15 protein-coding genes and 1 tRNA gene are annotated in these 13,921 nt (G+C 70.8%); 9 read left to right on the top strand and 7 right to left on the bottom strand.

Annotated features, from left to right (window positions below; all coding sequences use genetic code 11):
• A partial coding sequence (locus tag H483_RS36105) for a DUF2339 domain-containing protein (protein ID WP_017838265.1) occupies positions 1-1,770 on the top strand: 1,770 nt, incomplete at its 5' end.
• Here H483_RS36105 and H483_RS36100 read toward each other — a convergent pair.
• The gene (locus H483_RS36100) at positions 1,725-2,180 is read right to left on the bottom strand and encodes a hypothetical protein (protein ID WP_042330231.1); all 456 of its coding nucleotides are present in this window, start codon (positions 2,178-2,180) and stop codon (positions 1,725-1,727) included. The genes H483_RS36105 and H483_RS36100 overlap by 46 nt on opposite strands.
• 182 nt (positions 2,181-2,362) lie before the next feature.
• Between H483_RS36100 and H483_RS36095 the strand changes: the two genes are divergently transcribed.
• Positions 2,363-4,807: a glycoside hydrolase family 65 protein gene (locus tag H483_RS36095; RefSeq protein WP_017838263.1), complete on the top strand. Its 2,445-nt coding sequence runs from the start codon at positions 2,363-2,365 to the stop codon at positions 4,805-4,807.
• Positions 4,808-4,814: 7 nt separating this feature from the next.
• Here H483_RS36095 and H483_RS36090 read toward each other — a convergent pair whose 3' ends face one another.
• The 3 genes from H483_RS36090 to H483_RS36080 all read right to left on the bottom strand — a co-directional run bounded on the left by H483_RS36090 (position 4,815) and on the right by H483_RS36080 (position 6,752).
• Positions 4,815-5,405 (bottom strand): PGPGW domain-containing protein, encoded by a 591-nt coding sequence (locus H483_RS36090; RefSeq protein ID WP_017838262.1) that lies wholly within the window; start codon positions 5,403-5,405, stop codon positions 4,815-4,817.
• 57 nt (positions 5,406-5,462) lie between these two features.
• Positions 5,463-6,185 (bottom strand): VIT family protein, encoded by a 723-nt coding sequence (locus H483_RS36085; RefSeq protein ID WP_017838261.1) that lies wholly within the window; start codon positions 6,183-6,185, stop codon positions 5,463-5,465.
• Between the two features lie 81 nt (positions 6,186-6,266).
• Positions 6,267-6,752, bottom strand: coding sequence for a hypothetical protein (locus tag H483_RS36080; RefSeq protein WP_017838260.1), 486 nt, complete (start codon positions 6,750-6,752; stop codon positions 6,267-6,269).
• Positions 6,753-7,033: 281 nt separating this feature from the next.
• Here H483_RS36080 and H483_RS36075 point away from each other — a divergent pair, with 281 nt between their 5' ends.
• Both H483_RS36075 and H483_RS36070 read left to right on the top strand, forming a co-directional pair.
• A complete protein-coding gene (locus H483_RS36075; protein ID WP_042330230.1) occupies positions 7,034-8,347 on the top strand; it encodes a cytochrome P450 in 1,314 nt (437 codons plus the stop codon).
• Positions 8,348-8,411: 64 nt separating this feature from the next.
• Complete coding sequence (locus tag H483_RS36070; RefSeq protein ID WP_238556391.1) at positions 8,412-9,023, top strand: putative glycolipid-binding domain-containing protein; 612 nt, start codon at positions 8,412-8,414, stop codon at positions 9,021-9,023.
• On the opposite strand, the gene H483_RS36065 is transcribed toward H483_RS36070, so the two are convergent.
• Positions 9,007-9,963, bottom strand: coding sequence for a prephenate dehydrogenase (locus tag H483_RS36065; protein ID WP_017838257.1), 957 nt, complete (start codon positions 9,961-9,963; stop codon positions 9,007-9,009). The genes H483_RS36070 and H483_RS36065 overlap by 17 nt on opposite strands.
• A gap of 45 nt (positions 9,964-10,008) precedes the next feature.
• Between H483_RS36065 and H483_RS36060 the strand changes: the two genes are divergently transcribed.
• From H483_RS36060 to H483_RS36045, 4 genes are all read left to right on the top strand, one after another.
• A complete protein-coding gene (locus H483_RS36060) occupies positions 10,009-10,533 on the top strand; it encodes a tRNA adenosine deaminase-associated protein (protein WP_017838256.1) in 525 nt (174 codons plus the stop codon).
• 42 nt (positions 10,534-10,575) lie between these two features.
• The gene (locus tag H483_RS36055; RefSeq protein ID WP_031265217.1) at positions 10,576-11,046 is read left to right on the top strand and encodes a nucleoside deaminase; all 471 of its coding nucleotides are present in this window, start codon (positions 10,576-10,578) and stop codon (positions 11,044-11,046) included.
• Positions 11,047-11,169: 123 nt separating this feature from the next.
• Positions 11,170-11,376: a CsbD family protein gene (locus tag H483_RS36050; RefSeq protein ID WP_017838254.1), complete on the top strand. Its 207-nt coding sequence runs from the start codon at positions 11,170-11,172 to the stop codon at positions 11,374-11,376.
• Between the two features lie 90 nt (positions 11,377-11,466).
• Positions 11,467-11,557 (top strand) — tRNA-Ser (locus H483_RS36045).
• A 56-nt stretch (positions 11,558-11,613) separates the two neighbouring features.
• Here H483_RS36045 and H483_RS36040 read toward each other — a convergent pair.
• Positions 11,614-12,228 carry a TetR/AcrR family transcriptional regulator gene (locus H483_RS36040; RefSeq protein ID WP_017838253.1) on the bottom strand — a complete coding sequence of 205 codons (615 nt, stop codon included), beginning with the start codon at positions 12,226-12,228 and terminating at the stop codon, positions 11,614-11,616.
• Positions 12,229-12,322: 94 nt separating this feature from the next.
• Between H483_RS36040 and tgt the strand changes: the two genes are divergently transcribed.
• Complete coding sequence (gene tgt / locus H483_RS36035) at positions 12,323-13,603, top strand: tRNA guanosine(34) transglycosylase Tgt (RefSeq protein ID WP_017838252.1); 1,281 nt, start codon at positions 12,323-12,325, stop codon at positions 13,601-13,603.
• Positions 13,604-13,727: 124 nt separating this feature from the next.
• Here the strand turns inward: tgt and H483_RS40230 are convergent.
• Positions 13,728-13,921, bottom strand: a 194-nt coding sequence (locus tag H483_RS40230) for a hypothetical protein (protein ID WP_238556390.1), incomplete at its 5' end; no start/stop codon positions are given.

The following is a 13,921-nucleotide window of genomic DNA, read 5'->3' as shown; positions in this document are numbered from 1 at the left end:
GGCCCTGCCGCCCCCGGCCCTGCCGCCCCCGGCCCCGCCGGGCCCGGGTGGACGCGGCGCTCCGCGGAGACCCGAACCCGCCGGGCGCCACGGCTCACGGCGGCCACGGTGATCGCCGCGATCGGCGGCTCCGTGATGCTGGCCGGGGTCGCGTTCCTGCTGGTGGTCGCCATCCAGGCGGGGCTCTTCCCACCGATCGCCCGGGTGGTCGCCGCAGCGGTACTGGCGCTGGTCCTGGTCGGGCTCGGGTTGTGGTTGCAGTCCCGCCACGAGGCCACGCCCGAGCGCCCGATCAACCCCGGCGCGTTGGCCCTGGTCGGCACCGGTCTGGCAGCGGCCATGCTCGACGTGATCGCCTGCACCACTCTCTATCAGTGGATCCCCGTGCCGGCGGCGTACATGTTCGTCGGCGGGCTGGCGCTCGCGGGGATGGCGCTGGCACAACGATGGTCCTCGGGGCTGCTCGCCTGCCTGGTCTCGGCCGGCACGATGGTGCTGGCCCCGTTCATCTCCACTGGCGTCGAGCTCCCTGTCTTCCTGGTGATCCTGGCCATCGCGACCGCCGTACTCGGCGCCGAACTCGGGATCGCGGTCAGGGTGGTGTGGTCGGTCTTCCCGGCACCGGTCCTCGTGGGCTACCTCACGCAGACGCACCTCCACGACCGGGGCGAACAGGTCGCGCTGATCGTGGCGGCCCTGGTCTTCGCCGCCGTGGGCGTCGGGGTCGCCTGGGTCGACTCCGTGCGCCGCCGCCCGGCTCCGGAGAACGCGGCCCTCGTCGTCGTCCCCACCGCCGTCCCCCTGCTGCTCCTCTCCGGACTCTTCCTCCTGCGGCCGGGCTGGCCGGTCGGCGTGATCCTCGCCGCGGCCTATCTCACCGTCGCGGTGGTTGCCGGACGTCGAGCCCACGAACCGGGACCGGTGCTGCTGTCCGCCGTCTCGGGGGTCGTGGGCAGTGCGCTGCTGTTCGGCGCCTGGGTGGAACTGGGCGGACGGGAGATGACGAGCCTCGCCCTCACCCTCAGCGCCACCGGCTACGTCGTGGCGGCGGGCCTGTGGGGTCGCCGCTGGGCGGACTGGGTGGCCGGCGTCGGCGCCGCCATCGCGCTGGCCGTGTACCTGGTCGTCAACGAGCCGTTCCTCGCGCTCGACGAGAGTCTGGCGGTCCGCGAGCTGACCTACTGGGACGTGGTGGCGGCGCTCGCGGTCACCGCGCTCGCCGTGGCCGCGACGTGGTGGGCGTCCCGGCGGGTGCCCCGGCAGGCCTCCAGGGTGGTGATGGCGGGTGCCGTCGCGGCGCTGTTGGCCTTCTCGGTGATGGTGGTGGCGGCCGGAGTGGTGATCGGTGACCTGGCGGGCGCGGCGCGCAACGGCTTCCTCGTGGCCCACCTGGTGGTCACCGTGCTGTGGATCAGCTGCGCGGCCTGGTTGATCCTCACGCCGAGTCCCCGGCTCTCGGACGCCCGCAGGATGGGTTTCGTCCTGGGGTCGCTCGCGCTCGCCAAGTTGTTGTTCCTCGACCTTGCCACGCTGCCCGGCCTGTTCCGGGTGCTGTCCTTCATCGCCGTGGGCGCGGTGATGTTGGCCGTGGCCGTCCGCTACCGGGGCGGCACGGACGGCGGGGACACGCAGGGCGGCGGCACTCGGGGCGGCGGCACGGACGTCGGGGGCGTCCAGGGCGGCGGTAGGGGGGAGAGCGGTACGGACGGCCGCGGTGGGCCCTACTACCGCAGGGACACCGAGCCGTCCGGGAGCGGATCCCCCACGTAGACGCGGAAGGCGCGGGGTTCCGCGCCGGACATCAGGACCTCGACCTCGGGGTGGTCGACCTCGTCCGGATCGTCCGAGGGCAGGCTCCAGACCACTTCTCCGGAGTCGGTGAGTTCCTTGAGCGCGAGGCGCGTGGCGCGCACCCACGTCACGTGCCGGAGTGCCGGCTCGTCGCGGAGCTCGTCCTCGGCCATGCCCTCCCGGAGGTCGACCATGAGACGTTCCCCGTCGGGAGCCTCGTACGCGGTGCACACGTGGTCGACGAGGACGGACAGTGGCCATGACGGACCGGAGCCGAGCAGATCGACGATGATCATGCGCGCATCGCCGACCTGGCAGGCCGTCGGTGTGGTGAGGACGTGGAGCCTGTCGGCCACGTCCTCCGTGATCTCGATGAACTGAACGGTCATGGTGAACCCCTGTTCCGGCGCGACGGTCGACGACGGGCCCCGAGGCGCGGCCCGGGCCGTCCCGACTGTGACGTAGATCATACAATACATCGGTGGCCGACGAGTCTCGGCCAGATGACGATCCCGGAAACAAGCACGTGGGATCCCGTCGGAACCGCAGGTCAGTCGATAGGGTCGACCGCGTGACCACTCTGCAGACCGGGCCCTCGGACGACACCACGACGGGGCGGACCGACGCCTTCACGCTGTCCTACTCCGAGTTCGATCCCGGCGAGGAGGGGCTGCGAGAGACGCTCACCTCGACGGGCAACGGTTACCTCTGCACGCGCGGCGCGGCCGAATGGGAGGACGCCGACGGGGTCCACTACCCCGGGACGTACGTCCACGGCCTGTACAACCGCGCGACCACCATGCTCGGCGGCGTCCCGGTGCACAACGAGGACCTGGTCAACCTGCCCAACTGGTTGCCGCTCAAGCTCAGGATCGGCGGGGCGGAGGTGCTCCGGCTCGCAGAAGTGGAGATCCTCGAGTACAGCCACCGAGTGGATCTGCGCTCGGCGCTGATGACCCGCCAGATCCGCTTCCGCGACCGGGAGGGGCGGGAGACCGAGCTGGTGAGCCGGCGCTTCGCGTCCATGGCCAGCATGCACCACGCCTACATGGAGTGGACGATCACGCCGCTGAACTGGTCCGGCCAGGCGGAGGTCGTGAGCGCGCTCGACGGACGCGTCACCAACGACGGCGTACCGCGATACCGTCAACTCGAGAGCGACCACCTCCGGCCGGGCAGCACGGTGTTCCCGCACCCCGAGGTGATGGCGCTGAAGGTGCGCACCCGGCAGTCCGAGGTGAACATCGGTGTCGCGGCACGGACCCTCGTCTCGACCGGCGGTCGGACACGGGACGTGCCCCGCTCCGACTTCCGGACGGCGGACTACATCCAGCAGACCCTCCACGTGGAGCTGGAGCGCGACGTCCCCACCACGATCGAGAAGTCGGTGGCGCTGTTCACCTCGCGTGACCCGGCCACGGGGGACACCCTCCTGCGCGCGTCCCGGTCGGCCGCCCGGTCGCGCCCGTTCGGTGCGGCGTACGCGCACCACCGCGAGTCCTGGGAGCGGTTGTGGCAGGCGTGCGACCTCCACGTGTTCGGCGACGACGAGGCGCAGCACCTGCTGCGGGTGCACATCAGCCACATCCTCCAGACGTGCTCACACAACACCGCCGACCTCGATGCCGGCGTGCCCGCCCGCGGGATCAACGGCGAGGCCTACCGGGGCCACGTGTTCTGGGACGAGTTGTTCGTCTTCCCGTTCCTGACCTTCCGGCTCCCGGCCGTCACCCGCAGCCTGCTCATGTACCGCTACCGGAGACAGTCCGAGGCGCGGGTGGCGGCGGCGACGGCCGGGTACGAGGGGTTCATGTTCCCGTGGCAGAGCGGATCGCTCGGCACGGAGCAGACCCAGGAACTCCACCTCAACCCGATGTCGGGGCGGTGGGACATCGACCTGTCGCACAACCAGCGCCACGTCAGCGCGGCGATCTTCTACAACGTCTGGCAGTACATCACCCTCACCGAGGACACGATGTTCCTCGAGTTCCGGGGTGCGGAGATGATGCTCGGCATCGCGCGGTTCTGGTCGTCCATCGCGCACTACTCACCGGAGCGGCAGCGCTACGAGATCCACGGCGTGATGGGGCCCGACGAGTACCACGAGAAGTACCCGGGCGCGTCCGAGGGCGGGCTGCGCAACAACGCCTACACCAACGTCTTCGTGGCGTGGATCTGCGACATCGCCGCCCACCTGCTCGACCTGCTGCCGGCGCCCCAGGCCGGCGCCGTCCGCGCCCGGCTCGAACTGCGTGACGACGAGATCGAGCGGTGGAAGGACATGAGCCGCAGGATGTTCGTGCCGTTCCACGACGGGATCATCAGCCAGTTCGAGGGGTACGAGGACCTCGACGAGCTGGACTGGAACTCCTACCGTGCCAAATACGGCAACATCCAGCGGCTCGACCGGATCCTCAAGGCCGAGGGCGACACCCCGGACCGGTACAAACTGGCCAAACAGGCCGACGCCGTGATGCTGTTCTTCCTGTTCAGCGACGACGAACTCCGGCGGGTCTTCACCAGACTCGGCTATGGGTTCGCGGACGATGCCGCACAGCGCACCATCGACTACTACGACCAGCGCACGTCACACGGGTCGACCCTGTCCTACATCACGCACGCCGGGGTCCTCGCCCGCTTCGACCCGGACAGTTCCTGGGATCGTTTCAAGGTGGCGCTTGGCAGCGACGTCAACGACATCCAGGGAGGAACGACCCGCGAGGGTATCCACATGGGTGTCATGTCCGGGACGGTCGATCTGATCCAGCGGTTCTACGCGGGGATGCGGGTGGAGAACGGGATGCTGCAGATCCACCCCAACCTGCCCCGGGGTATCGACGGGGTCTCTTTCAACATGACCTACCTGCGGTCCCCGCTCACGGTGACGGTGATGCAGGACAGCGTCACGGTGCAGCACAGAGACGGTGTGATCGACTCGACCCCGGTCCACGTGTGCGTGGCCGGACAGGAGCGCATGGTCGCGGTGGGCGGCGAGGAGACGTTCAGTCTGACGTGACGCCCGGTCAGTCCGACGCGATGCCCGGCCCGGTGGGAGACGCGGCCGGGTACGGCCTCCGGCCCGACGTGACGTCGTGCCGCGCCCGTCGCCGTTCCTCTCTCTCCCGGTGGCGGGCGGCGTGGCGTTCCCTCTCGCGCTCGGTCTCCACGTCGTGGTCGTACGGGTTTCCCCGGAATCGACGGATCGAGTAGACGATGAGGACGAGGCCGATCAGACCGGAGGCGATCAGGCTCCCGCCGGTGCCCCACCCGCCGATGAACCACCAGGCGGGATCGAAGGGCCACCACTGTGGTGCCGGGGGGTGCTGGCCCCAGTAGATCCCGAGTCCGACCAGCCACGCCACGCCGAGCACCGACGCGGTGATCCTCGGCCAGGTCTGCACCCCTCGGGACGCGCCCTCGAGGGCCACCCGCTTGACGGGGTCGACCCGCTTCTCGAACCACTCGTACTGCTGGGAGAGCACGACCATGCCCGCGAAGAGAGTGAGCAGCCCGGGGCCGGGGAGGAACAGAGCGGCGATACCCAGCACGACGAGCGTCCACCCGAGTGTCTCGAGTGCGAGGCGCTTGGCCGCGACGTAACCGAGTCTTCTCACCAGACCATGGTGGCAGAGATCGGCTCACCGGTGCAGTAGCGAGCAACCCGTCCCCGGTCAGGCGACGGCGGTTCCCAGGATCGAGCCGATCCCGTAGGTCGCTGCCATGGCCGCGAGACCACCGAGGAGTAGCCGGCGCACGGCCTTGCCCCGATCCGCGTCTCCCAGACGCGCGGAGACGTATCCCGCGAGCGCCAGACCGACCATGGTGAGCACCGCGATCGTGGGCACTCTCAGGCTGGCGGGGGCGAGGATGGCGAGCAGAGGGATGATCGCCCCGAGGGTGAAGGCGATCGCGGAGGAGACGGCTGCGTGCATCGGGTTGGTCAGTGCCTCCTGATCGATGCCCAGTTCGGCGTCGAGGTGGGCGGAGAGTGGATCGACGGCGTGGAGTTCGGTGGCGACCAGCCGGGCGGTGTCCACACTGAGCCCCTTGGCGGTGTAGAGCCCGACGAGTTCTTCGAACTCGGCCTCGGGCTCGCGGTCGAGTTCGCCGATCTCCTTGGAGATGAGCGCACGTTCCGTATCCCGCTGGGTGCTCACCGACACGTATTCGCCGACGGCCATCGAGAACGCGCCGGCGGACAAGCCGGCGATCCCCGCGACCATCAGGGCGGATCGGTCGGTGGTGGCCGCAGCGACGCCCATCACGAGCCCGGCGGTCGAGAGCAGGCCGTCGTTCGCCCCGAGGACGGCGGCACGAAGCCAGTTGAGTCTGTCGCCGACCGAGGCGTCGTGCGGTTCGACGGCGTCGTGGCGGGTGGAGCGAGGGGTGTCCATGTGTCCACGCTAGGAGTCGGCGCGCGGAGTCACAAGCGTCGAAAGCCTATCCTTACCAGCACTTCTTGCTCCTCGACGCGCTCAGGCCGGGACCGGGGAACCGAACGCCCGGGCCGCTCGGACGCCCGCCTCGAGGTCGACCTCGGGCCAGCCGTCGGGGGAGTGGAGGACGGCCGCCAGGTCCCGGGCGGACAACCGCGCACCGGCCGACAGGAGCGCGTCGACCGCTCCGGTCGCGGGGGCGTCGAGGAGGGTGTCGTCGGCCAGCTCGTCGACGATGTCCCGCACGGCCGTCGCGGTCACCGGGTAGATCTCCGGGTCGAAGCCGTCGTCGGTCGGCTGGTCCAGCCGCCACCACGCGGCCCCGTCCCAGCCGTACAGGAAGCCCAGGTAGAGGCCCTTGGACCGGGCGTGCTCGACCCCGCGTCGCCACCACCCCGGGGCGTCGCCGACGAGGTCCGTCCCGGCCTCTCCGGCACGCCCGCTGCCCTCCGTGAGGGAGAACTCGTGGTGCCAGCCGGCCAGGAGAGAGCGCGCCCCTCGCCGGGCCGGACGAGGGCCATCCACATCCCTTCCGCGCCGACCCAGTGCAGGGCCGAAGGTGTGGGCGGGGAGTGTTCCAGGCCCACCGCGGCGCGCACGGCGGCGTCCACGGCGAGGAGGGAGGCGATGTCGTCGGGCGTCTAGTCCAGGTCCACGGGGAGCAGGGCCATGGGCTCACGGTAGCCGGTGACCGCCACGGCGAGGTGACGATCGCGGTGAACGTCCGGCGACCCCTCGGTGTCCGGCCTCGGTCTTCGTTCGCCGGTCCGGCTGCGGCGACACCTGTCGACTCCTACGGTGTCACCATGGACAGTGTGACCACAGACGACGGCGTTCCCCCCGGGCCACGCCTACCCGGCCTGGTGCAGGCCCTGCTCGCACTCTCGGCCCCCGCGGCCGTCTTCCCGGCCGCCGCCAGGCGGTACGGGGTGCCGTTCAAGCTCGACCTGATGCCCAAGGGCCGGACGGTGGTCGCCGTCGCCGATCCCGCGGACGTCAAGGACGTCTTCGCCGGCTCGCCGTCGGTCTTCCACGCGGGAAAGGGCAACGAACTGCTGCGTCCGCTGTTGGGGGAGCACTCTCTCCTCCTCCAGGACGGCGACGAGCACGCGCGCGCCCGCCGGCTCCTCGCGCCGGCGTTCGGGCGCCGCGAGATCGAGGGGTACCGCTCGCTGGTCGAGGAGGTCACGACCGAGCAGTTGGATCGCTGGCCGCGATCGGGCCGGGTCCGCGCGCACATCCTGTTCAACGAGCTCACGCTCGAGGTGATCCTGCGCGTGGTCTTCGGGGTGACGGACTCGGCCCGTCTCGACCGGATCAGGCCGATCGTGGCGCGGGCGGTGGACGCCGGGCCGGTGGTGATGATCGGAATGGGCATCATGCCGCTGCGCCGGTTCCGGCCGTGGAGCCGACAGGTCCGGGACCTCGCGACGATCCACGCCTTCCTCGGTGAGGAGATCGAGGCGACCCGCCGGGACCCGGCGCTGTCCGGGCGGCGGGATCTGCTGGCGCTGCTGGTGCGGGCGTCCGCCCAGGACGCCCAGGGGTTGTCCGATCAGGAATTGCGCGACCAGCTGATGACCCTGGTGGCCGCCGGACACGAGACCACCGCCACCGCCATGGCGTGGTCGGTGCTCGAGCTGGCCCGGCACCCCGGGATCCAGGACCGCTGTGTGTCCGAGATCGCCGCCGGCGGTACGGAATACCTCGACGCCGTGCTCAAGGAGTCCCTGCGACTGCACCCCGTGGTCCCGATGGTGATGCGGGAGCTGCAGGAGCCCGCCACCGTCGGCGGCCGCACCTACCCGCGGGGGATGACCATCTCGCCGTCGATCATCCTGGCCCACCGCGCGCCGGCCGCCTACCCCGCGCCCAAGGAGTTCGACCCCGGCCGATTCCTCGGCGAAGTCCCGACCCCCACCACCTGGCTGCCCTTCGGCGGCGGCGCCCGCCGGTGCATCGGTGCGTCCTTCGCGATGATGGAGGGCGAGGTGATCCTCCGGCAGGTGTTGGAGCGCTACCGGCTCGACCGCGTGGGCAGTGGCCACGAGTGGCCCAGGGCGCGGAACGTGACGCTGTATCCCTGGCGACGCGCACGGGTGGAGCTGCGACCGAGGTGACGCCGGGTCGCCGCGACGGGCGGTTGATGTGCGTTTCGGTGGAGATTTTCATACCGTAGGAGGGGTGAACGCTTCCCAGTCGCCCTCGCCGCAGGTCGAAGCGCCTCGCGCCTCGGCTCCCCGCATGTACACGTGGATCTCCGAGACCGGCAGGGTGATCGAGCAGGTGAGACTCGTCCGGAAGGGCGACTTCTCCCGCGCCCGGGGGCGGATCGTCTCCGCCGCGCATCCCGAGCACCCGGCGTTCACCCTGGAGTACCAGGTCGAGCTCGGATCGGACCTCGCCCCGTGCCGCGTGCAGCTGACCGTCTCCACCGAGGAGTACGAGCGCACCATCGACCTGGTCCGCGACGACGAGGGTTCCTGGCTGCTGGACGACCCCTCCGACACCCGCTCCCGCGTCGGTGGCGACGGGGTCGTCGACGTGGACGTGACCTACAGCGTGTTCTTCGCCAGCGTCATCAGTCGACGGCTCGGGCTGCACTCGCAGCCGGGATCGGCGGAGGAGCGGGTGCTCTGGGTGGACTCCCTCACCCTCGATGTCAGCGAGGACACGGTCACCTTCTCCAGTGACGACGAGAAGGTCCACGGCATCACGGCCACCGCGGCCACGAGCGCGACCGTCGACTCCGACGGGTTCATCGTCGACGTGACCGGTCTCAGCCGGAGGGTCTGACCTCCAGTCCGGCGGCCCCGGCGGCGCGGAGCTCCGCGATCCAGCCCGGAGCCCCCGGCATCACCGACACCGCCGAGTCCGACCGCGCCGCCGAGTCCGACCGCGCTGCCTGCGCCGCCTCGTAGGCCCGCCGCGCGCGGTGCCCCTCGTCGACCAGCGGCCCGAGCGTCCCCTCGTCGGCCAGCGCGTCACGGGCGGACATCAGGTCGGCCAGGCACTCATCGAGCACTGCCACGAGCGCGTGCCGGTTGGGTTCGCAGATCGCCCTGACGAGGTCCGGCGCGGTCCCCGCCACCCGGGTGCCGTCGCGGAACGATCCCGCGGCAAGGGTCAGGGCCAGGTCGCCGCCCCGCGCGCCCGCCGCGGCCACGGCCTCGGCCACCACGTGCCCCAGATGCGAGATCCTCGCCACGGCCACGTCGTGGTCGGCCGAGGTGGACGAGACCACCCGGGAACCGCAGTCCGCGGCCATTCTGGCCACCCGGGACCACGTGAGGGGATCGGCATCGTCGTCCGCGGCCACGAGCCAGGTCGCCCCACGGAACAGGTCCGGGTTGGTGGCCGCCCAGCCGGAGTCCGCGGTCCCCGCCATGGGATGCCCACCCACGAAGCGCGCGCCCAACCCCCGCTCGCGCACCGCGTCCAGGACCGGTCGTTTAACGCTGATCACGTCCGTCAGAGCGATCCCGGGGGCGTGCTCGGCCACCGCGTCGAGAACCGCACCGAGGGCGGGGAGGGGGACGCCGACGACGACGAGGGCGTCCGTCTGCGCGGCCCGGCGGAGCGTGTCGGCCAGATCCGTCGAGACGTGGAAGCCGGCCGCCGTCGCCGCCTCCGCGCCGGGGGTCGAGCGATTCCACCCGAACGCCCGATCCGGGCCCAGGACCCGCAGCAACGAACCGCCGATCAGGCCCGCCCCGAGCACGCACACGTCCGTCACCGCCGCCACCTGACAAGGTTCTCACAGCCGACTACGGTTGGGCCCATGGCCAGCACCTCCGACCGAAGTACCCGCGACAGCGACAGCAACGACGACGCCGTCACCGGTTCCGCTCTCGGGGTGTTGCAGGCGGGCGGTTCGTGGCAGATCACCAGACTCGATGATTCCGCGCTCACCAGTCTCGACGACGCCGCGCGGCAGGTTCGTTCCCTGCGCACCGAGGGTGCGTCGTTCGGTCTCGTCGACGTCGATCACGAGTTCTTCGTGATCCTGCGCCCCGGCCCGTCCGGGATGCGCCTCATGCTCTCCGATGCGACCGCGTCCCTGGACTACGACCTCGCGGCCGACGTGCTCGACGAGCTCAACGTGGACCTTCCGGACGAGGATCTCGAGGACGCCGACCCCTGGGGCGAGGGTGACATGGCGATCCTCGAGGACGTGGGGTTGCCACCGGGGGTGCTGGAGATCATCGTGTCCGAGACCGACCTCTACGCCGACGAGCAGCTGCAGTCGCTCGCCGAGCGGATGGGCTTCGGTGAGGAGCTCGAGCGGCACCTGCCCGACTCGTGAGGCGGTCATGCTCGTGAGGCGGTCATCCCTGTGACCGCGCCCATGTCACCGACGTCCCCCCGGTCCGAGGACGAGCGGTTGGTACGGCGGGCCCTGGCGGTCGCCGGTGACACCCCCGAGGGTGATGTGCCGGTCGGCGCGCTCGTGGTGGGTCCGGACGGCCGGGAGCTGGCCGCCGCCACCAACCGGCGCGAGGCCGACGGAGACCCCTTCGCCCACGCCGAGATCCTGGCCCTGCGCGAGGCGGCCCGGGTGCTGGGTGACGGGTGGCGCCTGGAGGACTGCACCCTCGTCGTGACCCTCGAGCCGTGCACGATGTGCGCGGGAGCCGCGGTCGCGGCGCGGGTGGGCCGCGTCGTCTTCGGCGCGTGGGAGCCCCGCACCGGGGCCTGCGGATCGCTCTGGGACGTGGTCCGCGACCGCCGGCTCGTCCACCGCCCCGAGGTCCGCGGCGGGGTCCTCGAGACCGAGTGCGCCGCGCTGCTGGAACAGTTCTTCCGCGCTCGGCGGTAGCGGCGCCCCCGTACGGCGGTGACGGGATCGTGACCATGGTCCGGTGGAGGCCCGGCGCACATCTCCGTACGGTGGATCGGGAGAGGCGCCGGGCACCGGCGCCGCGATCGAGAGGAGCACCACATGGGTGTGGGAGACAAGTTCTCGAACAAGGCCGAGGAGCTCGGCGGCCGCGCCAAGGAGTCGGCCGGCGCCGCGACCGGCGACCGTGACCTCCAGGCCGAGGGCCAGGCGGACCAGGGCAAGGCCGGCATCAAGCAGGGTGCCGAGAAGCTCAAGGACAAGGCCAACGAGGCCGCGAGCAAGCTCACGGGTAACGACAAGGCCTGACGGTGGCGAGGTCTGACAGGGTTCAGGCCTGAGTCGCCCCTCGAGCAGGCGATTTCCGCCTGCGGCCACTCGTGAAGTAGCCTGATCGGCGGTGGCGTGTCCGAGCGGCCGAAGGTGCAGCACTCGAAATGCTGTGTTGGGTAACCCCCAACCGTGGGTTCAAATCCCACCGCCACCGCCACGGGGAGAGTCCCGGAACTCACTGGAGTTCCGGGACTCGACTCATTTCCGCCCTTGCTATTCCGCGTCGTCATCCGGGGCGACGTCGGCGACGAAGTCCGGCAGGGCGGCGACCGCGCGCAGCGTGGTCAGCGCCGAGTCGATCACGGTTGCCTGGGGCAGCCCGGACTCCTCGCCCAGCAGCGCCAGTTCCTCTACGCCGGCCAACCAGGCGCGGGTGAGCACCAGAGCCATGGGGCCGGGTCGGTCCACCCCGATGCTGTGGAGGATGCGCAGGCTGATGGTGCGGTGCATGCCGTCGACGACCTGCTCGAGGACCGGGTCGACCGACCTGCCCGATCTCAGGACCGCCACGTAGTTGTCGCGGCGCCGCTGGATGTAGCGCACCAGTGCGGTGATGATCGCTCTGGTGCGGTCCTCCGCGCTGGTGCCCTCCGGGACCTCGGTCAGGGACAGGACGTGGTCGGCCGCCGCGTTGACCACCGCCGTGAGGTAGTGGAGCTTGGTCGGGAAGTAGTGGAACAGCAGACTGCGCGAGACGCCGGCCCGCTCGGCGACATCGTCCATCGAGAGCGAGTGGAACGGGACCGTCTCCAGAAGCCGCACCCCCAGGATCACCAGTTGATCGTGGCGCTCGCGCCGGGAGAGCCGTCGGCCGCTCGTGCCGGGCATCGCTCACCTCGTCGTCGTCGATTGCTGCGGTCGTCGATCCCCCCATCGTAGGGCCACGGACGGCCCCCCGGACCGTCGTGCCACGATGGGACCCATGTCGGTTCACACGCCACCCACCCCGCGCGCGACCACCTTCGACGTGCGTTCGCGGATGGCCCTCGACGGCACCGCGGGGGGCCGCACCGGCGTCATCCGCACACCGCACGGCGACATCGCCACCCCGGCGTTCATCCCCGTCGGCACCAAGGCGACGGTCAAGACCCTCACCCCTGAGCAGGTCCGCTCGACCGGCGCGCAGGCCGTCCTGGCCAACGCCTATCACCTGTACCTGCAGCCCGGCCACGACGTGGTGGACGCGGCCGGCGGGCTGGCGGAGTTCATGCGCTGGCCCGGGCCGACCTACACCGACTCCGGGGGATTCCAGGTGATGAGCCTGGGTGTGGGGTTCAAGAAGGTGATCGAGATGTCGGCCGGCGCGGCGAAGGCCCCGGACGACTCCGCCACCAACAAGGGCCAGGGAAGGCTCGCGAAGGTCGACGAGGACGGCGTCACCTTCACCTCGCACCTCGACGGCTCCGCGCACCGCTTCTCCCCTGAGGTCTCGATGCGGATCCAGCACGGCCTGGGAGCCGACATCCTGTTCGCCTTCGACGAGCTCACCACGCTCATGAACACCCGCGAGTACCAGGAGAGGTCGGTCGAGCGCACGCGGCGCTGGGCGCAGCGGTGCCTCGACGAACACGAGCGCCTGTCAGTGGAACGGACCCACCGTCCCGGCCAGTCGCTGTGGGGCGTGGTCCAGGGTGCGCAGTTCGAGGACCTGCGGCGACAGGCGGTGCGCGGGCTCGTGGAGATGAGCGACCGCGCCGAGGACCGGGGACGGCGCGGGTTCGGAGGCTACGGGATCGGTGGCGCGCTGGAGAAGGAGAACCTCGGCACCATCGTGGGCTGGTGCACCGAGGAGCTCCCCGAGGACCGGCCGCGCCACCTGCTGGGGATCAGCGAGCCCGACGACATCTTCACGGCCGTGGAGAACGGGGCCGACACCTTCGACTGCGTCGCGCCCACCCGGCTCGCCCGTCACGGCGGGATCTACACGCTGAACGGCCGGGTCAACATCACCCGCGCCCAGTTCCGGCACGACCACACCCCGCTCGACCCCGAGGGGCCGTCCGAGGTCTCGCGCGACTACAGCCGCGCGTACCTGCACCACCTGTTCAAGGCCAAGGAGTTCCTCGGGTCGACCCTGCTCACGATGCACAACCTGGCGTTCGTGGTGCGACTGGTCGACGAGGTGCGCGCCGCGATGGACGCCGGGCCCGACGAGTACCTGGCGTACAAGGCGGAGTTCCTGGGGCGGTACTACTCGGCGTAGCACCGCCCGCGCCTTACCCGGTCGGCGTCCGCCGGGCCCGTGCGCGCCTTCCTCGGGGGACGTCCCGCGGGGCCCGTCCGCGCCGATGACGTACGCGCCCTCTTCGGCTTATGCGGCCCCCCTGTCAGCCGCCGGAAGGGGTGCGCGCCGTCTCTGGACCATTCCGGACGCGCACCTCGGGTGAGGCGTCAGTGTCGGTCGCAGTCGCGCAGTCGCGCAGTCGCGCAGTCGCGCAGATGCGTGGAAAGCTGTCGGCATGGACCTTGGCGAGACTCTGGACGAGATCGATGCGATATACGTGTTTGGGACGCCTTTCGG

The sequence above is a fragment of the Dietzia sp. UCD-THP genome (genome assembly GCF_000349585.1).
GTDB classification, from domain to species: Bacteria; Actinomycetota; Actinomycetes; order Mycobacteriales; family Mycobacteriaceae; genus Dietzia; species Dietzia natronolimnaea_A.
This window is presented reverse-complemented; position numbering and strand designations above follow the sequence as displayed.